The sequence below is a fragment of the Amycolatopsis sp. lyj-108 genome (assembly GCF_046549005.1).
Taxonomy (GTDB): domain Bacteria; phylum Actinomycetota; class Actinomycetes; order Mycobacteriales; family Pseudonocardiaceae; genus Amycolatopsis.
In genome coordinates this window covers 317,050-338,865 of record NZ_JAJPWQ010000007.1, presented here as the reverse complement: position 1 = coordinate 338,865, position 21,816 = coordinate 317,050, and the positions used below count along the sequence as shown (strand labels likewise).

Sequence of the window (21,816 nt, the reverse complement as noted above, 5' to 3'; positions counted from 1 at the left end):
CCATGCGCACCGTCGTCCGTGTCACGCTGACCGTGCTGGCGTTCACCGTCGCCGCGCTGGCCCTGCCGCTCACTCTCGGCGCCGTCACACTCAGCGCCAGTTTCGAAAACCGCTACGCACAGAGAACCGACGGGATCTCGCCGCAGCCGGTACGCCGGGCGCACGATCCCGCCAAACCCACCGCGGTGGTCGTCGTGGGGAACGAAGGCGCCGTCGTCTCCGACACGCTCGTCCCGTACGAAATCCTGGCCGCGACCGGCGCGTTCAACGTCTACACCGTCGCGCCGGTGGCCAGGCCGGTCACCCTGACCGGCGGCCTCGACCTGATCCCCGACCTGGGTTTCGCCGAGCTCGACAAGCTGCTCCCCGCCGCCCCGGACGTCGTGGTGGTGCCCGCGTTGCCGGACCTCGGCGAGCCGACCACGCGACCGGTGACCGACTGGCTGAGGCGGCAGTCGTCGCGGGGCGCGCTGCTCATGAGCGTCTGCAACGGTTCGGGCGTCCTCGCCTCGGCCGGGCTGCTTGACGGGCGGAAGGCCACCGCGCATTGGCTCCGCATCGGCGGCTTCGGCGACGAATTCCCCGCCGTGGACTGGATTCGCGGTACCCGCTACGTCGACGACGGGAACATCGTGACCACGGCCGGGATCCTCTCCGGGATCGACGGGGCGCTGCGGATCACCGAGCGGTTCGCCGGCACCGAAACCGCGCGGAAGACGGCCCAAGCCGTCGGCTGGTCCCACTACTCCCCCGGCTCCAGCCCGCCGATGGCGCAGAACACCTTCGAAGCGGCGGACACCGTCGTCGGGTTCAACACCGCCTTCCGCTGGGACAAGCCGACGCTGGGTGTCCTGCTGACCGGCGGCATCCGGGAACTGGAGCTCGCCGCCGTGTTCGACACCTACGGCCAGTCCCTGGCGGTCGAGACGACGGCGGTCGGTCTCGACGGCGCGCCGATCCGGTCCCGGCACGGACTGACCTTCGCCCCGCGCGGCACGCCGGTGGCGGGCGACTTCGACCGGCTGATCGTGCCCGGCGCCGACGCGGCGGCGACGCACGCGGCCGATCGGTACGCCGAGCTCTCACCGGTGTACCTGCACGCCGGGCCCGGGTTCCCGTTCGACGCCGTGCTCGAAGACCTGGTGCGCACCACGGACACCGCGACCACGCGGTGGACGGCCAGGACGTTGGAGTACCGGACCGAGCACCTCGCGCTCGGCGGCGCGGCGTGGCCGTGGACGGTGACGCTCCGGCCGATCGGGCTGGCCGTCCTCGGGCTGCTCGCCGCCTTCGGGCTCCGCGCCCTCTACCGCCGCGGACCGGGGCCGGTCTCCCGGACGACGCGGTAGCGCGGATTCGCGGTCACCAGTGACTCGACCTCGCCGGGCAGGCCGTCGAGTGCCGTTTGGATGGCCGCGAGTCTGCCCGCGGTGTCCGAGGTCTCCTCGAAATGCCGGTAGTCCGCCTCGCTCGCCCAGCTGACGACGTTGACGACCCGGGTCCCGTCCACGCTCGCGTGGAACCGTGCCGAGACGTAGCCCGGGTAGAACCGGACCCAGCGGTCCTGGATCTCGGCGAAGGCCTCCACCAGCGCCGCCTGGGTCTCCGGTCCGTCGACGGCGTACTCGATGATCGAGTAGAAACCCTTGTCCTCGTTCATGTTCACTCCTCGAAACTGTCGGTGAACCCCAGGATTCACCCTCGACCTCGGTGGAGATCAAGAGTGACCTGCCCCGACACGACGGACATTTTGAGGGGTAAGGCAAAGGTGTCGGGTCGCGGGGATTCGCTCGCGGGCCGTGGGGCGACCGTGTCACGAAAGCCACTTTCGCGACGCACCACAGACCAAGGGCGAAGGCGCCCTTCACCGCATCAGACGCGACGAAGGACGCCTTCACCTCACCGCCGGCCCGCCCCACGACCACGACACCTTTGACTTACCCCTCAATATTGCTCCGGCCGGGCCTGGCGAAAAGCGGTCCCCTCGGCAAGGATCGCCCGATGCGCGACAGCAAGACGTTCGATCTGATCGCCCGAGGCGGGCTCGTCTGCTACGCGGTCGTGCACCTGCTCGTCGCCTGGCTCGCGGCACAGGTTGCGCTCGGCGACAAAGCAAAGGCGGACAAGGCGGGCGCACTGCAGGTGGTGGTCGCCGAGGGTGGCGCGTGGCTGCTCTGGCTGATCGGGGCCGGGCTGGCCGTGCTGGCGTTGTGGCAGCTCAGTGAGGCGATCACGGGCCATCGGCACGTGAAGGCGCGGCGGCGGACGGTGCGCCGGATCGTCAGCGGGATCGAAGTCGTGTTGTACGGCCTCGTGTCCTACAGCGCGGTGAAGATGGCCATCGCGGGCGCCGACGACGGGCAAGGTTCTTTCGTCGCCGGGATCCTCGCGGAGTCGTACGGACAGGTTCTGATCGCCTCCGCCGGGGTCGCCGTGGTCGCGGTGGCGGTTTTCCTCGCCCAGCGCGGGTTCCGGAAGACGTTCGTTCGGGAGCTCGACTTCGGCGGCGCGTCCGGCACGACCAGGACCACGACGATCCGGCTCGGGCAGATCGGCTGGATCGCGCTCTCCGCCGCGTACGGCACCATCGGCGTATTGACGGTCATCGCCGCGGTCACCTTCGACCCGGCCAAGGCGAGCGGACTCGACGCCGCCTTGAAAACGCTCGTCGCTCAGCCTTACGGCGGCCCGATGCTCCTCACCCTCGCGGCCGGGATCGCCGCTTTCGGCGCCTTCGCGATGCTGGACGCGCGTTTCCGCAAGATCTGATCTGCCCGGCGAACCGACCTGTGGCACCGTGACAGACGTCTGGAGGTCGTGATGACAGGTGTGGTCGAGCAGATCCGCGAGCGGGGCGAGGACGATCGGCAGGCGCGGATCGTCGAAGTGCTGGTGGAGGCCTTCGAGGACCTCATGCGCGCGGACGCCGACGCGTTCCGCCGCAAGTTCCGCAAGATGGCCGCCGCTCCGTTCGCCTTCTACCGGGGCTCGGCGTGCCTGTTCTACGCGGACATGGCGCACGAGGACGATCCGTGGGCGAACGAGAAGACCAGCCGGGTGTGGATCCAGGGTGACCTCCACGCCGAGAACTTCGGCAGCTACATGGACTCGTCCGGGACGCTGGTGTTCGACGTCAACGATTTCGATGAGGCGTACCTCGGGTGCTTCACCTGGGACCTCAAACGGCTGGCCGCCAGTGTCGCGCTGCTGGCATGGAGCAAGGCGATCTCCGACGACGACATCGAGACACTGATCGGCACCTATCTGCGCGCCTACGTCAAGCAGGTCCGGGAGTACGCCGAGCGGCCCGGCGACGAACTCGTCCGGCTCGAACTGGACAGCACCGAGGGCGTCCTCCACGACATCCTGCTCCGGGCGCGGCTCAAGACGCGGATCGACCTGCTCGACGAGCTGACCGTGGTGGAGGACTACGACCGCAGGTTCCGGCACGGGCCGGGGGTCCGGGTGCTGGAGAAGGCCGAACACGAGATCGCGACCAAGGCCTTCGAGTCCTACTTGGACACGATCCCGGAGAACAAGCGGTTCGGCAGCATCACCTACCGGGTCAAGGACATCGTCGGCCGGACCGGCTTCGGCATCGGCTCGGCCGGGCTGCCCGCGTACAACATCCTCGTCGAAGGCCGTACACAGGCACTCGAGAACGACGTCGTCCTGTCGATGAAACAAGGGAACGTGGCGGCGCCGAGCCGGATCGTGGCCGAGGAGAGCATCCGCGGCTACTTCACCAACGAGGGCCACCGCACCGCCGTGTCCCAGCGGGCGTTGCAGGCGCACGCCGATCCTTGGCTCGGGTACACGGAGATCGACGGAATCGGGTTCGTCGTCTCGGAGTTGTCGCCCTACGTCAACGACCTCGACTGGTCGGATCTGACCGAGCCGTCGGAGATGGGGCCGGTGCTCGACTATCTCGGAAGGGCCACCGCGAAGATGCACTGTGTGTCCGATTCGGACTCGGAGCAGACGCTGGTCGGCTTCCAGAGCGAAGAGGCCATCGCCGGGGTCATCGGCGACCGTGAGGACGAGTTCGTCCGCGCGCTGACCGAATTCGGGATGGCTTACGCCGAGCAGTCGCGGGAGGACCACCGGTTGTTCGTGGACGCCTTCCGCGGCGGGAAGATCCCCGCCGTCCGGCCCGCCGCGGAGGGCTGACCGGACGGCGAGAATCCGTTATTCGCGGAGGCCGATCGCCTCGATCGGCTTCGACCGCAGCGTCACGCGGGTAGCGAGACCGAGCGAGACCAGGCCGAGCAGGATCGCCCCGGCGACGACCCCGCCGAAGACGGTCGCCGTTCCGGACGGCAGTGGTGTCCCACGCAGGCCGAGGTTCAGCAGCACCAAGGGAATCCCCGCCACCACGGTCCCCAGCAGTGTCGCGACCCCCACCGTCGCCAGCGCTTCGAACCGCATCATCCGGATGACCTGCCGCTTCGTGGTGCCGATCAGCCGCAGGAGCGCGAACTCCCGCGAGCGCTGCGCCGTGCTCATCACCAGCGTGTTGGCCACCGAGATCACGACGTAGCCGAGGATCACGCCGACCGCGACCAGATTCACGTAGAACTGGGCCTGCTGCTGTCCGCCGGCGGGCGCGGCCACCGCCGATCCCGGCGTCACGACCAGGCCCGGATAGCGGCTCGCGAGGTCGTTCAGGGCGGCCGTCACGGTCGCGGAATCCGCGTCGGGCTGCTCCCGCACCAGCACCGAATCGTCCATCCGGTCGCCGGTGTGCGCCCTGGCCAGTTCCGCGGGCAGCACGTAGCGGCCGAAAGCCTGGTCGCGGGTGTAGGTGGCGACCAGCCGCAGCTTCGCCGGAGCGCCGTCACCGAAGTAGAATTCGACCTCGTCGCCGACCTTCTTCTCGTACCAGCCGGCTTCCGATTCGCTCATCGCCACGGTGTTCCCGGTCAGGTCGGTGATCTTGCCCGACACGACGCCCAGTTCGAGGTTCCCGCGGATCTGCGCGCCGTCCAGTCCTTGCGCCGCGTACCGCTCGACACGCACGCTGTCCTGTTCCTGCACCGTGTTGATCACCTCGGTGCGCACGACCGAGGTCGCGGCGGCGACGCCAGGGATCCGCTGCGCCGCCTCGGCGACCTCCGGCGAGAGCCCGCCCGTGCCACTGGCGAGCACGTGGTCCGCGGTGGTCGACTCGACGGTCTCCTCCTGCCGCGCGGCGGCCGCGGAGGTCTGGCTGTAGAACATCGTCAGCGCGAACGAGACCGCCAGCATCACCGGCGTCACCGCGGCGGCGAGGCGGCGCGAGTTGGCCTGGCTGTTCGCGGCGGCCAGGTAGCCGCTGATCCGCGACGTCCGGTTGAGCACCGGCGCGATCAGCCGCGTCATGACGGCGACCACCTTCGGGCTGACCACGGCAAGCCCGATCACGATGATCAGCGACGAACCGCCCGAAGCCGCGAGCCCCGCGTCACCGCGGAGGAAGATCGGGACCATCGATCCGCCGAAACCGGCCACCACCAGCGCGCAGCCGATGATGACGCGCACGCGCCCGAGTTCACGCCGCTCCACCGCGGCCTCGCCGAGCGCCTCCACCGGGCGGATCGACGACGGTCGCCGCGAGGCCGACCAGGCGGCCAGGCGCGCCGTGCCGAGACCGAGCGCCAGCGCGGCGACGAGCGGGATCGGGCTGATCGCCAGTTCGAAGTCCGGCGGGATCACCCCGACGGCCCCGAACGCGTTCCGCAGCCCGAACCCGACCGCCACGCCGAGGCCGCTGCCCAGCACCCCGGCGACCACCGCGACGATCATCGTCTCGGCGCCGATGAGCTTGCGGATCTGCTGCGGTGTCGCCGCGATCGCCCGCAGCAACGCGAACTCCCGGCGCCGCTGGTTGATGACCAGCGCCAAGGTGCTGGCCACGACGAACACCGCGATGAGGAGCGCGAAGCCGCCGAAGGAGCCCGCGAGCGCCATCAGCAGCATCCGGGTCTGGCTGACGTCGAGGAACTCGACCGTGCTGCGCTCGACCCCGGTCGTCACCGTCACCTTGTCGGTGCCGACCGCGTCGCGGATCCGGTCGGCGAGGTCGCCCGGCGTGACGCCCGGGTCCGCCAGCACACCGATCGCGTGCGCCTGACCGGGTGTCCCGGCGAGCTCGGCGGCCTTCTCCGGCGAGAAGAACACCGCGGACTGCCGGGTGAGGCCGTCACCCGACTTCGGGGCGGCGATACCGGAGACCCGGAACTCCACCGGGGACGAGCGGATGGCGATCTTCACCCGCTGACCGACCGCCGCGCCGCTCCGTGACGCCAGTTCCGCGTCCAGGACCACTTCGTCGGCGCCGGCGGGCGCGTGGCCGTCACGCAGCGAGAACGGGGCCAGCGCGGCGGCGTCCCAGTTGTGGCCCAAGGACTGACCGCCTTCGGGACCGTTCAGCGCCCGGCCGTCGGCCGTCACCACGTTGGCCGGGAAGCTCTGCTCCGCCACCACACCGCGGACCCCTGGCACCGCGGTGATCGCTCCGGTGAGCGTCACCGGCACCGAAGCCTGCTCGGCGACCTGGTTCCTTTCGAGCGGGCCCGCCCCGGGCGGGTCGACCGTCTGCCGGCCACCGACGACGACCGCCGCGTCGGCGTACCGCTGGGTCGGGACACCGGCCCGCAGACCGGATTCCATCAGGATGCCGCATCCGGCGACCAGCGCCGTCCCACAGAGGATCGCGATGAACGCGCCGATGAAACCGCTCAGGCGGGTCTTCGTCGTCTGCCATGCCAAATCCCACATGACGTCACCACTCCCCGAGGTGGGTCATGCGCTCGGCGACCCGGTCCGGCGTCGGCTGCGAGAGGTGGCCAGCCAGCTTGCCGTCGGCGAGGAACAGCACACCGTGCGCGGCCGACGCCGCCACCGGGTCGTGGGTGACCATCAGCACGGTCTGCCCCATTTCGTCCACAATGGACCGGAGCAGGTCGAGCACCTGGCGCGCGGTACGTGTGTCCAGCGCTCCGGTCGGTTCGTCGGCGAGGACGACCTCGGGCCGGGTGATCAGCGCGCGGGCGATCGCCACCCGCTGCTGCTGGCCGCCGGATAGTTCCGACGGGCGGTGTTCGAGCTTCTTCGCGATGCCGACACTCTCGACGATCTGACGCAGCCATTGCGGGTCGGGCTTCTGCCCGGCCAGCCTGGTCGGCAGGGTGATGTTCTGCAGCACGTTCAGCGACGGCAACAGGTTGTAGGCCTGGAAGATGAACCCGACGCGGGTCCTCCGCAGCTCGGTGAGCGCTTTCTCGCGCATCCGGCTCAGCTCCGTGTCCCCCAGCAGCACCCGGCCCGAGCTCGGCTTGTCCAGCCCTGCCGCGCAGTGCAGGAAGGTGCTCTTGCCCGAACCCGACGGCCCCATCACCGCGGTGAACGTGCCTCTGCGCACCTCGACGGTCACCCCGTTCAACGCCGTGACCGCGCCATCACCGGATCCGTAGACCTTGCTCACGGATTCCAGCTTCAAGGCGCACGCGCCCCCTGCATTCATTGTTTCCCCTTAACGGTGGTGATCTCTCCCGTCTGAACCTACGGCCGTCAAGGGGTGGAAACGATCCCGCGTGAGGGAAGACTCGTGGTAGCGCTGGCACCACCATGCGGCGGACCGGCGCCGTGTCGCGAAAGCCACTTTCGGGACGTCTGGCGTCCTGAAAGTGGCTTTCGCGACACGGCCGTTGCGGGGCTTGTCAATCCCTGACGGCGGCCGGGGCAGCGTCCCGTTTGGACTCATCGGGCAAGGGATCGACGGGGGCCTCCGGAACCTGGTCGACGGGTTTGCCGCGCCGCCTGCGGATCTCGAACCCGAGGAGGATCAGCACGAGCGTCACCGCGCTGAGCCAGAACTGCGACCGGGTCGACGGCAGCAGCGCCATCGCCAGGATCACCCCGCCCATCAGCGCGATGGTCGCGTAGCTCAGCCAAGGGAACAGCCACATCTTGAGCGTGAGCTTCTCCGGATCCTCGCGTTCCAGGCGCCGGCGGAGCCGGACCTGCGCGAGCGCGATCGAGAGGTACACGAACAGCGCGACGGCGCCGTAGGAGTTGACCAGGAACTGGAAGATCAGGTCCGGTGACGTGTAGGCGGCGATGACGGACACGTACCCGATGGCCGTCCCGGCGAGGATCGCGCGCCTCGGCACACCGCTGCGGGAGAGCCGCGTGAACGCCTTCGGAGCGTCGCCCTTGCTGGTGAGCGCGAACAGCATCCGCGACGAGGTGTACAGGGCCGAGTTCAGGCAGGACAGCACCGCCGTCAGGACGATCGCGTTCATGATCGTCGCCACCGCCGGGATCCCGAGCACCTCCAGCACGGCCGCGTACGGGCTGACCGCGGTCGCCGGATCGTCCCAGGACTTGATCGCGACGACGATGAACACGGAACCGACGTAGAACAGCACCACCCGCAGGATGATCGACCGCATGGCCTTCGCGACCGCCCGCTTCGGCTCCGCGGATTCGGCGGCGGCGATGGTGACGATCTCCGCGCCGGTGTAGAAACCGATGCACGGGACCACCGCCGCGAGCACGGCGCCGATACCGAGTGGCGCGAATCCGCCGTGGGAGACCAAGTTCGTCACGCCGCCTTGGGCGCCCGGCCAGAAGCCGAACAGGTACAGGCCGCCGACGACCAGGAACACGACGATCGCGACGACCTTGATCGAGGAGAACCAGTACTCGAACTCGCCGTACGACCGCGCCGAGACCATGTTGGTACCGGTCAGGATCAGGAGCAGGCCGAGACTGAGCACCCACAGTGGCACATCCGGTACCCACAGCTGCAGGATCCGGCCGCCCGCGACGGCTTCGACCGCCACGACGATGACGAAGAAGTACCAGTACATCCAGCCGACGGCGAAACCGGCGCGGTTGCCGAGCGCTTCCCTGGCGTAGACGTAGAACGAGCCGAGCGCGGGTTTGGCGATCGTCATCTCCGCGAGCATGCGCATGATGAGCACGGTGATCAGGCCCGCGATGAGGAACGAGACCACCGCGGCCGGTCCCGCCGACTGGATGACCACGCCGCTGCCGACGAACAGCCCCGCTCCGATGACGCCGCCGAGGGCGATCAAGTTCATATGTCGCTGCTTGAGCCCTGGTTTCAGGCCGCTGGTCTGTGCCGGGTCCGACGCTGAAGTCACGTCTCCTCCTTCTCGCACGCACCGCCGGAGCGGTCGCGCTGGGAGCTCCATTGTGGTTCCGGTCACCGTAGGAACAAGTCCGGCCCTTTGCGAGTGCCAGTTACGATGTGGGAAAGGGGTCCAGATACCACTCAGGACGGTCGCCGTACCGCCAAGGCCAGCAGTTCCGCGGCCGGTCCGGTGAGACGCCGTCCTTCGGGCCACACCGCGCGCAGCACCCGGGAGAAGTCGACGCCCTCCACCGCGACGCGCACCAGCTCGCGGTCCGTGACGTCCAGCGCGCTGATCACCGCGGGGCCGGCGCCCGCGACGACTGCGTTCCGGACGGCGGACGCGGAACCCAGTTCCAGCAAGGGTTTCACCGGCCCCACCCCGGCCTTGCGCAACGCGGCGTCGACGGTCTCCCTGGTTCCGGAGCCGTGTTCACGCACCACGAGCGGCGTTTGCGCCAGGTCCGCCGGGGTCAGCGGGCGACTTTTCCGTGCCCAGGGATGCGCGCCGGGAACGACCACCACGAGATGGTCAACGGCGACCGTCCGTGACGCGAGCCCGGCCGGTGTCCCTGGCGACTCGACGAAGCCGATGTCGACCTTGCCCGCACGCGCCAGTTCGGCGACCTGACCCGAATTCGTGACCTCGAGGCCGAGGTGAAGGCGAGGGTTCGCGCGGTTGAGCTCGCCGATCCAGCCGGGGACCAGATGCTCGGCCAGAGTCATGCTGGCCGCGACGCGGAGTTCGCCCGCGTGCCGGGTCCGCAGGGCCTCGGCGCCGTCGAGCAGTCCGCCGAGTTCGGCGAGCACGCGGTACGCCCAGCCGGCGATCACACGGCCGTCCGGGGTGAGCGCGGAACCGCGGCGCGTCCGGTCGATCAGCACCAGCCCGAGCCGTCGTTCTACTGAGGACAGTCGGTTGCTCGCCGACGGCTGTGCGATCCCGAGGGTGGCGGCGGCCTGCCCGATGCTGCCCAGTTCGTCGACGAGCACGAGCAGTCGCAAGGCGTCCAGTTCCGGTGCTGTCATAGCCAAACTGCATGACCTACCCGGTGTTCTCCCGGCTACCGGCGTGGCCGTCGCCGGACGACGCTCGTCACCATGAGCACCATGTCTGCGCGGCGAACGAAGCCGCACCTGACCGGTCTGGCCGTCACCGCCCTCGGGGTGGCTGTCGCGTACCTGCTGAGCACCGCCGTTCCCGTGCTCAGCGCGCTCACCCTCGCGGTCGTACTCGGGGTGCTCGCCGGCTCGCTTCCGGTGCTCTCGGACGGCACGCGGCAGGCGATCGCGAAGGTGACCAAGAAGCTGCTGCGCGCCGGTGTCGTCCTGCTCGGCCTTCAACTCGCGCTCCCGGCGGTGCTCTCCCTCGGCCCCGGCACACTGCTCGCGGTCGTGCTGACGGTCGGCCTCACCTTCCTCGGCACGATCGGCCTCGGCAGGCTGATCGGTGTTCCGCGCGGGCTCGCGATGCTGGTCGCGACCGGGTTCTCGATCTGCGGGGCTTCCGCCATCGCGGCGATGGAAGGCGTCGTCGAACGCGAGGACTCCGACGTCGCGACCGCCGTCGCCCTGGTCACCTTCTACGGTGGACTGGCGATCGCGGCCGTCCCGCTCCTCGGTGGCCGGCTCGGGATGGACGCGCTGCGCATCGGCGGCTGGGCCGGGCTGAGCGTGCACGAGGTCGCCCAGGTGGTCGCGGCCGCCACCCCCGCCGGGACCGCCGCCGTCGCGGTCGCCGTGGTGGTGAAGCTGAGCCGCGTCGTCCTGCTGGCACCGATGGTCGCCGCGGTCAGCGTGCACGAACGCCGTCGCCGCCCGTCCGCGGCCGGGAAGCGCACCCCGCTGGTCCCCCTGTTCGTCCTCGGTTTCCTGGCGATGGTCGTGGTGCGGAGTACCGGGATCCTGCCCGGCGTGGCACTCGACGTAGCCAAGGTGATCTGCACGCTGCTGCTCGCGGGAGCGCTGTTCGGGCTGGGCTGCGCGGTCCGGATCGGCACCCTGGTCCGCACCGGTGGCCGGGCGCTGCTGCTCGGCCTGCTCTCCACGCTGCTGGTCGGCACCATCGCCTACGTCGCGCTGGCTCTGCTCGGCTAGCACGGAACGTCCAGGGCCTGAGCGGCGGTCAGGAGCGCGAGCGTCTCGATGTCGGAAGCCGAGCAGCCGCGGGAAAGGTCGTTGAGCGGGGCCGCGAGGCCCTGGAGGATCGGGCCGAGCGCGACGGCGCCCCCGAGCCGTTCGGCGATCTTGTAGCCGATGTTGCCGGCGTCCAGATTCGGGAACACCAGGACGTTCGCGCGTCCGGCGACCGCGGATCCGGGTGCCTTCGCCGCCGCGATGGAGGCCACCAGCGCGGCGTCGAACTGCAACTCGCCGTCCACGGGGAGGCCGGGTTCCCGTTGCCGCACCAGGGAAGTCGCCTCGCGGACAACCTCGACGCGCTGATGGTCGGCACTCCCCTGCGTGCTGAACGACAGCATCGCGACCGCGGGATCCTCGCCCGTCAGACCGCGATGGGTGGCCGCGGCGGCAAGGGCGATGTCCGCCAGCTGCGCCGCCCCCGGCTCAGGCACCACCGCGCAGTCCGAAAAGGTCAGCCGCCGCCCGTCCGGGAGCAGCAGCAGGAAGCAACTGCTCAAAGTGGACACTCCCGGCGCCAGGCCCACGACCCGCAGTCCCGCGCGCAACACGTCGGCGGTCGGCCGGGTCGCCCCGGCGACACAGGCGTCCACCCGGCCCGCCCGCAAGGCGGCCGCCGCCACGAACACCGGATCACGCCGGGCGGTAGCGAGCTTTTCCGGGCGACCGGCGAAACCCGACGTCAATGCATCCGCGGTCCGGCCGTCGGCAAGGGCGTCCGCGACGCCCATGATCACGTCTTCCGGGACGCCCGCGGCACGGAGACGCGGCCCGTCACCGAACAGGAGCGGCCGCACGACACCCTCCGCGCGGAGAGCCAACGCGGCACGGACGGCGCGGTCGTCGTCGCCGTCCGGCAGGGCGACACGGAGATCCCTGCCGCGCAACGCCTTCCGCCATCTGCCGAGCGTCGCGTCCGGCGTGGCCTCGGTGGTCAGGCTCATCGAAGTACCTCCACATACGAAGCGGGGGCCGCCGGAAGACGGCGACCCCCACCGGGCGAAAAGGGCTGGTTCAGGGCTGGACGGCCTTCTCGACGTCGTTGAGCATCGCGTCGACGCCGTGGAGCAGCTCGGTCAGCACTTCGCGATCGGCGACGAGCGGCGGCGAGATCATCAGCATCGTCGCGCCGCGATCGTCGCCGCGGAGGATGACGCCCGTGCGGCGGAACGCCTCCGGGAGCACCTCGCGGAGCACCTTCAGCGATTCGGCCTCGGTGAGCTCACGACCGCTGTCGCGATCGGCCATCAGCTCGATGGCGTAGAAGAACCCGGTCCCGCGGACATCCTTGACGCACCGGTGCGCCGACTTCAGCGAGTTCAGCGCGGCGAACAGTTCCGGGCCCTCGGTGAGCACGTTGTCGAGCACCTTCTCGTCCCGCATCGCGGTGAGGTTCGCGACGGCGACGGCGGTCGCGACCGGATGCCCGCCCCAGGTGGCGCCGTGGGTGAAGACGCCGCCTTTCGGCGAGTCGTACAGCTCGGTGACCAGCTTCTCGCGCACGATCACGCCACCGAGCGGCGCGTACCCCGACGTCGAACCCTTGGCGAAGGTGATCAGATCCGGCACGACCCCGGTGAGACCATGCCCGAACCAGTGCCCCAGCCTGCCGAACGAGCAGATGACCTCGTCCGACACGAGCAGGATTCCGTACTTGTCGCACAGCGCACGCAAAGCGGGCCAGTACCCCTTCGGCGGGACGAGCGCGCCGCGGCCGTTCTGCACCGGCTCGGCGAACAGCGCCGCGATGGTCTCCGGCCCTTCCTCCAGGATGACCTGCTCGATCGCCCTGACACAGTCCAATTCGGCCGCCGGACCGCAGTCGCCCAGCAGCCCCAACGTGTTCGGCACGTGCCGGACGCCGGGCATGAGCGGGCCGAACGGCTCCTTGATCTTCGCGAGCCCGGTCACCGAGAGCGCACCGATGGTCGTGCCGTGATAGGCCATGTCGCGGCTGATGATCTTCGTCCGCTCGGGCCTGCCCTGGCTGCGGTGGTACTGGCGGGCGAACTTCAACGCGGTTTCGACCGCCTCCGAGCCGGAGTTGACGAAGAACGTCGTCCCGAGGTCGCCCGGCGCGAGCTCGGCCAGCAACGTGGCCGCCTCGATCGCGGGGGTGTGCGCCGAACCCCAGTTGCTCGCGTAGGCGAGCGTGCCGACCTGGTCGGCGGCGGCCTTGGCGATGTCGGCCCGCCCGTGCCCCATGTTGACGCAGAAGAGCCCGGCGAGACCGTCGAGGTGGCGGCGTCCCTCGGTGTCGATCAGGTAGCTTCCCTCGCCGCGTACGAACACCGGGAAATCCGAGGCCCAGGTGTCCTTGCGGGTGAAGTGCGGGCCGAGATGCCTGCGGGCCTGCGTTCGCAGCTGGGTGACGTCCACCGGAGACCTCCTTCGAGACACGAGTCTGTGCTTTGACTTTCGCAACCCGGCCGGCACCGGCCCAGCACCAGAGCGGCGGCGTTCGATGGGTCCAGTTGGCCGTCCCGGCGGCGTGTCGCGAAAGCCACTTTCGGGACGCTGGACGTCGCGAAAGTGGCTTTCGCGACACGCGCCACCCCGCCCTCCGCCCAAAGCGCGTGAAGGCCTCCCTCCCTCGGCTGAGCCGAGGGAAGGAGGCCTTCACGCGCGAACCGCGACCTACACGTAGTCCTTGTACTTCTCCAGGAAGCGCACGGGCTTGGACAGCGCGTCCCGGCGGAACGGGTCGCCGAGCTCGCGGGTGCACATGATCTCGATGACGGTGGTCTTGCCCTCGTTCATCTGCGCGTCGACGGCGCGCTGCAGGGCGGGGCCGACCTCGTCGAGCTTCTCCACGACGATGCCTTCCGCGCCCATCGCCTTCGCGATGCCCGCGAAGCTCTCGCTTTCCAGCTCGCCCGCGACGAACCGGCGGTTGTAGAAGTCGACCTGGTTCTTCTTCTCCGCGCCCCATTGCCGGTTGTGGAACACCACGGCGGTGACCGGGATGTCATGGCGGACCGCGGTCATGATCTCGCCCATGCTCATCCCCCACGCGCCGTCACCGGCGTAGGAGATCGCGGGCCGGTCGGGGGCGGCGGCCTTGGCGCCGATGATGGTCGGCAGCGCGTACCCACAGTTGCCGAAGCTCATCGGAGCGAAGAAGCTGCGTGGCTCCTCGAAGCGCAGATAGCTGTTCGCGACCGAGTTGATGTTGCCGATGTCGGTCGACACCATCACCCGCGGCGGCATGGCCTTCTCCAGTTCCCGCAGCACTTCCCGCGGGTGCAGCCAGTTGCCCTCCTCGGTCTCCTGCTCCGCGATCATGTCGAGGCTGAACGCGTCGGTCTCGTGGGTCCAGGCGTCGAGTTCGGCCTCCCACGCGTCCTTCTCCGCCTTGATCTTCGCCGCGCGGGCGTCCTTTGTGGAGTCGCAGGCCAGCGTCCGGTCCGCAAGGCGCCGGGTCAGCGCGACCGCCGCGTCCTTGGCGTCGCCGCAGATGCCGACGGTGATCTTCTTGACCAGGCCGAGCATCTTGTGGTCCGCGTCGATCTGGATGATCTTCGCGTCCTTGGGCCAGTAGTCCATACCGTGCTGCGGCAGCGTGCCGAACGGGCCGAGCCGCGAGCCGAGCGCGATCACGACGTCCGCCTGCGAGATCAGCTTCATCGCGGCCTTCGAACCCTGGTAGCCCAGCGGCCCGCACCACTGCGGGTGGCTCGCCGGGAACGAGTCGTTGTGCAGGTAGCTGTTCACCACGGGCGCGCCGAGGCGTTCGGCGAGGGCCCTGCACTCCTCGACGCCGTCGGCCATCACGACGCCGCCGCCGGAGATGATCACCGGGAACTCCGCCGTGGCCAGCAGCGCGGCTGCCTCGTCGAGGCTCCGCTCCCCGCCGGGACCGCGGTCGAGCCTGGCGGGCTCCGGGATCTCCGCTTCGATCTCGCCGTAGAAGAAGTCGCGCGGGATGTTGAGCTGCGTCGGGCCGAGTTCGGAGTGGGCCCGGTCGAAGCAGCGGCCGGTGTACTCCGCCATCCGCTTCGGGTTGTTGACGTGCCCCTGGTACTTGGTGAACTCCTGGAACATCGGCAGTTGATTGGCTTCCTGGAAGCCGCCGAGGCCGGTGCCCATGGTGCCCGCCTCCGGCGTCACGATGACGACCGGGCTGTGCGCCCAGTAGGCGGCCGCGATCGCGGTGACGCAGTTGCTGATGCCGGGGCCGTTCTGCCCGATGACGACGCCGTGCCTGCCGCTCACCCTGGCGTAGCCGTCGGCCATATGCCCGGCGCCCTGTTCGTGCACGACCGGTACCAGCCGGATGCCCGCCGGCGCGAAGATGTCCATCGCGTCCATGAACGCCGACCCCATGATGCCGAAGATGTCGGTGACGCCGTTGGCCACGAGCGTCTCGACGAAGGCCTCGGACGGGGTCATCTTCTTCCGGCCGCTGACGACCACACGGCCGTCACCCGTCTTCCGTTCCGTCATGTTCCGCTCCTTCGACAGGCAGATTTACAAAAAACGATACGTGGCGTTCCTGAAATCAGGATGCGACCGACGATAGGACGCGGATCGCCGAGCGTCAACGTCAGATTCTGAAAACCGAGACGCTTTGTGCTAGTTTTCGGAACATGGAGCTGCTTCGCGAACCCGATCCGATCAACGGGGACACGCCGACCATGCGGCTGTTCTCCCTGCTCGAGCTGATCGCCGCCAAGGATCAGCTGGTCTCCCTGCAGGGCCTCGTCGAGGAGACCGGCCTGCCGAAACCGACCCTGCACCGCATGCTGCAGCAACTCGAAGGCGCGGGTCTGCTGATCCGCCAGGCCGACGGTCGCCATTACGGCACCGGCCACCGGCTGCGACGGCTCGCGGAGAACCTGCTCCTCAACGCGACCCACCACGGCGCCCGGCACGCGGTCCTGCGCCACCTCGTCGACGAACTCGGCGAGAGTTGCAACGTCACCACGTTGTCGGGCAACGAGATCGTGTACCTCGACCGGGTGGAGACGCCGGAACCGCTGCGGTTCTACCTCCGGCCCGGCTCACGTGTGCCGATCCACTGTTCGGCCAGCGGCAAGATGATCCTCGCGCAGATGAGCCCCTCACAGCGGCGGAAACTGCTCGCGCACGCGCCGCTCAAGCAGTACACGAACAAGACCATCACCGACCTCGACACGCTCGAGGCCGAGTTCGCCCGCATCCGCCGCGACGGCTTCGCGCTCGACGACGAGGAGTTCCTCCCGGGCCTCGTGTGCGTCGCGGTGCTCGTCCCGGGCCGCGCCAACCTGTGCGTCGCGGTGCAGGCGCCGGTCATGCGGCTGACCCCGGACAAGGCGCTCCAGACGCTCCCGGCGCTGCAGCGTGCGGCCGAGGCGATCAGCCGCGTCGACGCCGAGGGCGGGTCCGAACCGGAAAGTGTTCCGTCGTAAGGAGTTCTCATGGTCCCCGAGCTTCGGCTCCCAGTGCGCGACCTCTTCGGCATCGATTCGGATCTCGTCGTCGGCGCGTTCCGCGAACGCGGCGAGCACGTCCCCGAGATCGACGAGGCGTACCGCTTCAACCCGGACGTGACGCTGGCCCTGCTCGCCGGGTTCACCCGCGACCGCCGCGTGCTGGTGCAGGGATTGCACGGCACCGGCAAGTCGACCCACATCGAACAGGTCGCGGCCCGGCTCAACTGGCCGTGTATGCGGGTCAACCTGGACGGCCACCTGAACCGCCTCGACCTCGTCGGCCGCGACGCCGTCGTGCTGCGCGAGGGCAAGCAGGTCACCGAATTCCAGGAGGGCATCCTCCCGTGGGCGCTGCAGCGACCGGTCGCGCTGGTGCTCGACGAGTACGACGCCGGCCGTCCGGACGTCATGTTCGTGCTCCAACGGGTCCTCGAACGCGACGGCAAGTTCACCCTCACCGACCAGAACCGGGTCCTGCGGCCGCATCCGTCCTTCCGGCTGTTCGCCACCGCCAACACGGTCGGGCTCGGCAACCTCAACGGGCTCTACCACGGCGCGCAGCGGTTGAACCACGCGCAGATCGACCGCTGGAACATCGTGGCGTCGCTGAACTACCTGCCCGCCGCCGAGGAGATCGCGATCGTTCGGGCCAGGGTTCCCGGCATTCCGGAAACGCTGGCGGCGTCACTGGTCGCGGTGGCCGCCTTGACCCGCAAGGGTTTCCAGGCCGGGGACCTGTCCACGCTGATGTCCCCGCGCACGGTGATCACCTGGGCGGAGAACATCGAGATCTTCGGCGATCCGGCGACGGCGTTCCGGCTGTCCTTCGTGAACAAATGCGACGAAGCCGAGCGCGCTCTCGTGGCGGAGTACTTCCAGCGCTGCTTCGACGACGAGCTCCAACTGCTCTCGGCATGACGGCCGGGCAGACGGAAACCCGGCGCCGCCACCAGGTCGAGGAGCTGTGCGCGGCCGCGGTCCGGGCACTCAGCGGCGATCCGGCGCTGCACTTCCGGGCGCGGCGCCTGCATCGGGGACGCGAACCACTGCCGCTGCACGCACCACATCTGCGTCACTCCGCCGACGACGACCTGGTGACCTCACGTGGGATCGCCGACGGGATGGCGTTGCGCCTGAGGGCCTCGGACGCCGCCCTGCATCGGAGCCTGTGCCCGCCGGATCCGGCCGAACGCGGGATCTTCGAGCTGCTGGAACAGTTCCGCGTCGAGTCGCTCCCGCCCCCGGAGCTGCCGGGCATGCAGCGGAACCTTCGCCTTCGCCACCTCCGCTGGTCCCTCGAATTCCACCGATCCGGGCTGACCGAGACCGCCCGTGGGCTGTTGCTGTACACGGTCGCGCAGATCTGCCGGTCGCGGATCACCGGAGAACCCGTGGTCGAGGAGACCGAGGACCTGATCGAGGCGACCCGATTCGCGCTGGCGCCGAGGCTGGGTCACGACCTCGCCGGGCTGCGACGGCACCGGACCGATCAGAAGGCGTTCGCCGAACACGCGCTCGCGATCGCCCGGACGGCCGGCGGGCTGCTCACCGCGACCGAGCGGGACGCCGAAGACGACGGCGACCCCACCGACGCGCGCCTCAGCCTCCTGATCGACTTCGACGCGAGCCAGGGCGATCAGATCCCGTCCGCGACCGCCGGAACCAGTCGTACGCTGGGTGAATCCGGTGCGGTGTACCGGGTTTTCACCACCGCGTACGACAGCGAACGACGCGCGTCGGACCTGGTGCGCCCGGGGCTGCTGACCGAACTCCGGGAACGGCTCGACCAGCGCGTCGGAAGGCAGGGCGTCGGCCCGGGGCGGCTGGCGCGTGACCTCAAGGCGGTGCTCGCCGTACCCACCCGTGACGGCTGGGACGGCGGGCAGGAGGAAGGCCACCTGGACGGCCGCACCCTGGCGCAGCTGATCAGCTCACCCACCGAGCGCCGCATCTTCCGCACCGAGCGGATCGAACCCGTTGCGGACACGCTCGTGACGTTCCTGATCGACTGCTCGGGTTCGATGACCGCGCACGCGGAACCCGTCGCCGCACTGGTCGACCTCTTCGCGCGCTCGCTCAAACTCGCCGGCGCCGCGTGCGAAGTCCTCGGCTTCACCACCGGCGCCTGGAACGGCGGCAGGCCGAGGCGGGAGTGGATCCGGGCGGGACGGCCACGGCATCCCGGCAGGCTCAACGAACGACTTCACGTCGTGTTCAAGGACGCCGAAACCCCGTGGCGCCGGGCGCGCCCCGATCTCGCGGCACTGCTGAAAGCCGATCTGTTCCGGGAAGGGATCGACGGCGAGGCCGTGGCCTGGGCCTGCGACCGGATGCGCGCGCGGACGGAGGAGCGCCGGATCCTGCTCGTCCTCTCCGACGGCAGCCCCATGGACAGCGCGACGAGCCTGGCGAACGATCCACACTACCTGGACGAGCATCTACGGGAAACGGTGCTGCTACAGGAAAACACCGTCGAGATCCGCGGGATCGGCGTCGGGCTCGACCTCAGCCCGTTCTATCGCCGGTCCCGGGTTCTCGACACCTCGGTGACGTCCGGGTACGCGCCGTTCCGGGACGTCCTCGAGTTACTTTCCCGAGGGTGAACGCCGCGGTTCCCGTCCTGGTCCGTGGGTGGGGTCAGCGGCCGTAGCCACCCTCTTCGCCGCTGTTCCCACCGAACTCGGCGCGCTGACCTTCATCGCCGCCGTATTCATTGCCCGCCTGGCCGCCGGGGGCGTCGTTACCGAAGCCGCCACCCTGCTGCTGCTCTTCGTTCTGCTGCTCGCCACCGGAATCGCCGAGGAAGCCTTTCGCCTTGTCAGCGGCCGAGTCGATCTTGTCGGAGTGTTCGCCGAATCGCGATTTCGCGAAATCGGCGGCCTTGTCGACGTGCTCTCCGCTCACCTTGTCCTTCATTCCTTCGAAGTCGATACCCACGAGAACTCCTCACCTGGTTCGAATGCGCCGATGACCGGCGCGTACCTCCATCAAAGTCCATTCGCGGAATGCGGCAACTTGAACGCGACGGTTGGGTGAGTCGGCGAGTTCCCCTTCCCAGTCAGGGAAAACAGCCTCGGCCAGGGCACGGAGGTGCACCCGCTGTCGCTCACTTGGGTGGACTTGCCGTCTCTTCGCAGTCGTACGGATGCGACACTCGGGTCTGTCACGACGAGGGGTCTCCTGGTCGACGCCATTTCACTACACGGTGACCACGGCACGATAGAGGTCGGTCACACTCGATCACGGTTGGCGCTTTTAGCCCTTTCGTGTTCGTATCCGTGGCGTCAGCCAAAGCGGAGACGGCCAAAGGGAGTTTGAACTTCATGCGCAGGACAATTGTCCGGACGGTAACGGGTGTGGCGATCGTGGCCGGCCTGGTGACCGCTTGCGGCTCTGAGGGCGAGAACGGTGCGAATGGCGCATCTGGCGCGAATGGAACCGCTTCAAGCGCGGCCGCCGCGTCGTCGCCCGGCGCCGGAGCCCCGGCTTCCTCGGGCGCCGGCACCGGGGACGCGGGGCAAGCGGGCGGGGAGGCGGCCCAGAAGGTGACGGCGGCGATCCAACAGGCGCAGCAGCAGTCACCGATCACCTTCACCACCGAAAGCGCCGAACTGTCCGAGAAGAGCAAAACGGCACTCGGCGAGATCGCCAAGGCCATGCAGGGCAACGACGTCAAGATCACCGTCGCCACCCACGCGGGTTACCCCGACGCGGAAAAGTCCAAGGCTCTCTCCGAGAAGCGCGCGGAAGCGATCACCGCCGCGCTCGAAGGAGCGGGCGTGGCCAAGGATCGCGTCAAGACCGAAGCGACCGGCAACGAGAAGGCGCAGGGCGATCAGGCGTTGAACACGCAGATCACCGTCGCGCAGTGACCAACGGCGGAAGCGCGGACGGGCGGAACGATCCGCCCGTCCGCGCTTGTCACTATCTGATCGGCCCGAGCGGTTTCCCCAACTACGGCGACGAACTGATCGCGGCGACGTGGCTGCGCTACTTGGCGCGCACCGATCCGGAGGCCGACGTCTGGCTCGACACCCACTCGCCTGGCCCCGCGCAACTGCTGCTCAACGATCTGCACCCGCGCCTGCGTTGCACGGACACGCTGTGGCGGCTCTGCGGTGAGGCGCCGTCGGACGATCCGTGGGAGGTCGCGGGCTGGGTGCAGTCGGCGGTCAACGACCCCGGGCTAGCGCCGCGATGGGACGCGGGCATCGACCTGCTCGGCCGGACCGACGTGATCCATCTGATCGGTGGCGGCTACCTCAACGCGCTGTGGCCCCGGCATATCGGGCTGATCGCGGGCGCCGCGGCCGCCGCCCGGCGCTCGGGGGCCCGCACGGCCATGACCGGACAGGGCCTGACCCCGTTCCCGCCCGGTGCCGTGGACCTTCTCCGCTCCCTCACCGACCGCTTCGACGTCGTCGACGTGCGCGACGACCCGTCGGCCGAACTACTCCCCGGAGTCGTCCGGACGTGCGACGACGTCTTCCTCGATCCCCCCGAGCCGACGCCCTCCGCGCAGACGCGCGAATTCGTGCTGTGCATCCAGTCCGACATCGGCGCCTTCGAGCCGTCGATGCTTGCCTCCCAAGTGCTGGGTCTGTTGCGGGCGTGGGAGGTCCATCCCGAACAACTCGCGATCGTCGAAGGGATCCCCCGGATCGACCGTGCCGTTCCGGCGCTGCTGGAACACGAGATCGCCGGTGCGGAGTTCCACCCGTTCCGCGACATCTGGCGCAACGGGCTGCCGTCGGCGCCCGGCCAGACCTGGATCTCCAGCCGCTACCACCTGCACCTCGCCGCCGCGGCCGCCGGAGCGACCGGTCTCGCGGTCAGCGTGTCGCGCGGGTACTACACGACCAAACACCGCAGCCTGATCGACCTCGGCTCCGGGTGGACGTCATTCGACGCCGAGGCGGGCGGGACACCGGACCGGCCGACCGGAACCGGGTTCCCGCCCCACGTCCTCAGGCGGTGCCGCGACCTGAAACGGTCGGTCGCGGAGGCGGTGTACGGACGCCAGGCGGCCGAGCCCGCTCAGCCCGCGCCCCGACGCCTCACCCTGCGCTCGTGGCGGACCCGGTCGAGTTAGCCGCTGGTCTCGGTGGGCACTTGCCGGGG

At 69.4% G+C, this 21,816-nt stretch carries 18 protein-coding genes; 9 read left to right on the top strand and 9 right to left on the bottom strand.

The features are described 5' to 3' along the window. The first annotated feature begins 2 nt into the window (after nucleotides 1–2). Nucleotides 3–1,349: a DJ-1/PfpI family protein gene (locus ACLJO0_RS26040; protein WP_410581049.1), complete on the top strand. Its 1,347-nt coding sequence runs from the start codon at nucleotides 3–5 to the stop codon at nucleotides 1,347–1,349. Here ACLJO0_RS26040 and ACLJO0_RS26035 read toward each other — a convergent pair. Next, on the bottom strand, nucleotides 1,307–1,660 hold the full coding sequence (locus ACLJO0_RS26035) for an antibiotic biosynthesis monooxygenase family protein (protein ID WP_410581048.1): 354 nt from the start codon (nucleotides 1,658–1,660) through the stop codon (nucleotides 1,307–1,309). The genes ACLJO0_RS26040 and ACLJO0_RS26035 overlap by 43 nt on opposite strands. Before the next feature lie 341 nt (nucleotides 1,661–2,001). On the opposite strand from ACLJO0_RS26035, the gene ACLJO0_RS26030 reads away from it, so the two are divergent. Both ACLJO0_RS26030 and ACLJO0_RS26025 read left to right on the top strand, forming a co-directional pair. Beyond that, complete coding sequence (locus tag ACLJO0_RS26030; protein WP_410581046.1) at nucleotides 2,002–2,769, top strand: DUF1206 domain-containing protein; 768 nt, start codon at nucleotides 2,002–2,004, stop codon at nucleotides 2,767–2,769. 51 nt (nucleotides 2,770–2,820) lie between these two features. After that, the gene (locus ACLJO0_RS26025; protein WP_410581044.1) at nucleotides 2,821–4,170 is read left to right on the top strand and encodes a DUF2252 domain-containing protein; all 1,350 of its coding nucleotides are present in this window, start codon (nucleotides 2,821–2,823) and stop codon (nucleotides 4,168–4,170) included. An 18-nt stretch (nucleotides 4,171–4,188) separates the two neighbouring features. On the opposite strand, the gene ACLJO0_RS26020 is transcribed toward ACLJO0_RS26025, so the two are convergent. From ACLJO0_RS26020 to ACLJO0_RS26005, 4 genes are all read right to left on the bottom strand, one after another. Further along, nucleotides 4,189–6,759: an FtsX-like permease family protein gene (locus ACLJO0_RS26020; protein ID WP_410581043.1), complete on the bottom strand. Its 2,571-nt coding sequence runs from the start codon at nucleotides 6,757–6,759 to the stop codon at nucleotides 4,189–4,191. Between the two features lie 4 nt (nucleotides 6,760–6,763). Then, nucleotides 6,764–7,504, bottom strand: a complete 741-nt coding sequence (locus ACLJO0_RS26015) for an ABC transporter ATP-binding protein (RefSeq protein WP_410581042.1) — start codon at nucleotides 7,502–7,504, stop codon at nucleotides 6,764–6,766. Nucleotides 7,505–7,700: 196 nt separating this feature from the next. Continuing rightward, nucleotides 7,701–9,089 (bottom strand): amino acid permease, encoded by a 1,389-nt coding sequence (locus tag ACLJO0_RS26010; protein ID WP_410581253.1) that lies wholly within the window; start codon nucleotides 9,087–9,089, stop codon nucleotides 7,701–7,703. A gap of 194 nt (nucleotides 9,090–9,283) precedes the next feature. Next, on the bottom strand, nucleotides 9,284–10,171 hold the full coding sequence (locus tag ACLJO0_RS26005; protein WP_410581041.1) for a LysR family transcriptional regulator: 888 nt from the start codon (nucleotides 10,169–10,171) through the stop codon (nucleotides 9,284–9,286). Nucleotides 10,172–10,243: 72 nt separating this feature from the next. Here ACLJO0_RS26005 and ACLJO0_RS26000 point away from each other — a divergent pair, with 72 nt between their 5' ends. After that, nucleotides 10,244–11,239 carry a YeiH family protein gene (locus tag ACLJO0_RS26000; RefSeq protein WP_410581040.1) on the top strand — a complete coding sequence of 332 codons (996 nt, stop codon included), beginning with the start codon at nucleotides 10,244–10,246 and terminating at the stop codon, nucleotides 11,237–11,239. On the opposite strand, the gene ACLJO0_RS25995 is transcribed toward ACLJO0_RS26000, so the two are convergent. From ACLJO0_RS25995 to xsc, 3 genes are all read right to left on the bottom strand, one after another. Continuing rightward, nucleotides 11,236–12,225: a phosphotransacetylase gene (locus tag ACLJO0_RS25995; RefSeq protein ID WP_410581038.1), complete on the bottom strand. Its 990-nt coding sequence runs from the start codon at nucleotides 12,223–12,225 to the stop codon at nucleotides 11,236–11,238. The genes ACLJO0_RS26000 and ACLJO0_RS25995 overlap by 4 nt on opposite strands. Before the next feature lie 70 nt (nucleotides 12,226–12,295). Continuing rightward, entirely contained in the window at nucleotides 12,296–13,660 is a 1,365-nt protein-coding gene (locus ACLJO0_RS25990; RefSeq protein WP_410581037.1) for an aspartate aminotransferase family protein, read from the bottom strand. A 258-nt stretch (nucleotides 13,661–13,918) separates the two neighbouring features. After that, entirely contained in the window at nucleotides 13,919–15,727 is a 1,809-nt protein-coding gene (gene xsc, locus ACLJO0_RS25985) for a sulfoacetaldehyde acetyltransferase (RefSeq protein ID WP_410581036.1), read from the bottom strand. A gap of 143 nt (nucleotides 15,728–15,870) precedes the next feature. Here xsc and ACLJO0_RS25980 point away from each other — a divergent pair, with 143 nt between their 5' ends. The 3 genes from ACLJO0_RS25980 to ACLJO0_RS25970 are packed head-to-tail and all read left to right on the top strand — an operon-like array spanning nucleotide 15,871 to nucleotide 19,298. After that, nucleotides 15,871–16,671 (top strand): IclR family transcriptional regulator, encoded by an 801-nt coding sequence (locus ACLJO0_RS25980; RefSeq protein ID WP_410581035.1) that lies wholly within the window; start codon nucleotides 15,871–15,873, stop codon nucleotides 16,669–16,671. A gap of 9 nt (nucleotides 16,672–16,680) precedes the next feature. Next, entirely contained in the window at nucleotides 16,681–17,613 is a 933-nt protein-coding gene (locus ACLJO0_RS25975) for an AAA family ATPase (protein WP_410581033.1), read from the top strand. Continuing rightward, nucleotides 17,610–19,298, top strand: a complete 1,689-nt coding sequence (locus ACLJO0_RS25970) for a cobaltochelatase CobT-related protein (RefSeq protein WP_410581032.1) — start codon at nucleotides 17,610–17,612, stop codon at nucleotides 19,296–19,298. Before ACLJO0_RS25975 ends, ACLJO0_RS25970 begins: the two co-directional genes overlap by 4 nt. A 34-nt stretch (nucleotides 19,299–19,332) precedes the next feature. Here ACLJO0_RS25970 and ACLJO0_RS25965 read toward each other — a convergent pair whose 3' ends face one another. After that, nucleotides 19,333–19,632 carry an antitoxin gene (locus ACLJO0_RS25965; RefSeq protein ID WP_410581030.1) on the bottom strand — a complete coding sequence of 100 codons (300 nt, stop codon included), beginning with the start codon at nucleotides 19,630–19,632 and terminating at the stop codon, nucleotides 19,333–19,335. Nucleotides 19,633–20,051: 419 nt separating this feature from the next. Between ACLJO0_RS25965 and ACLJO0_RS25960 the strand changes: the two genes are divergently transcribed. After that, nucleotides 20,052–20,567, top strand: coding sequence for an OmpA family protein (locus ACLJO0_RS25960; protein WP_125782931.1), 516 nt, complete (start codon nucleotides 20,052–20,054; stop codon nucleotides 20,565–20,567). Next, a complete protein-coding gene (locus tag ACLJO0_RS25955; RefSeq protein WP_410581029.1) occupies nucleotides 20,564–21,787 on the top strand; it encodes a polysaccharide pyruvyl transferase family protein in 1,224 nt (407 codons plus the stop codon). Before ACLJO0_RS25960 ends, ACLJO0_RS25955 begins: the two co-directional genes overlap by 4 nt. Nucleotides 21,788–21,816: the final 29 nt, after the last annotated feature.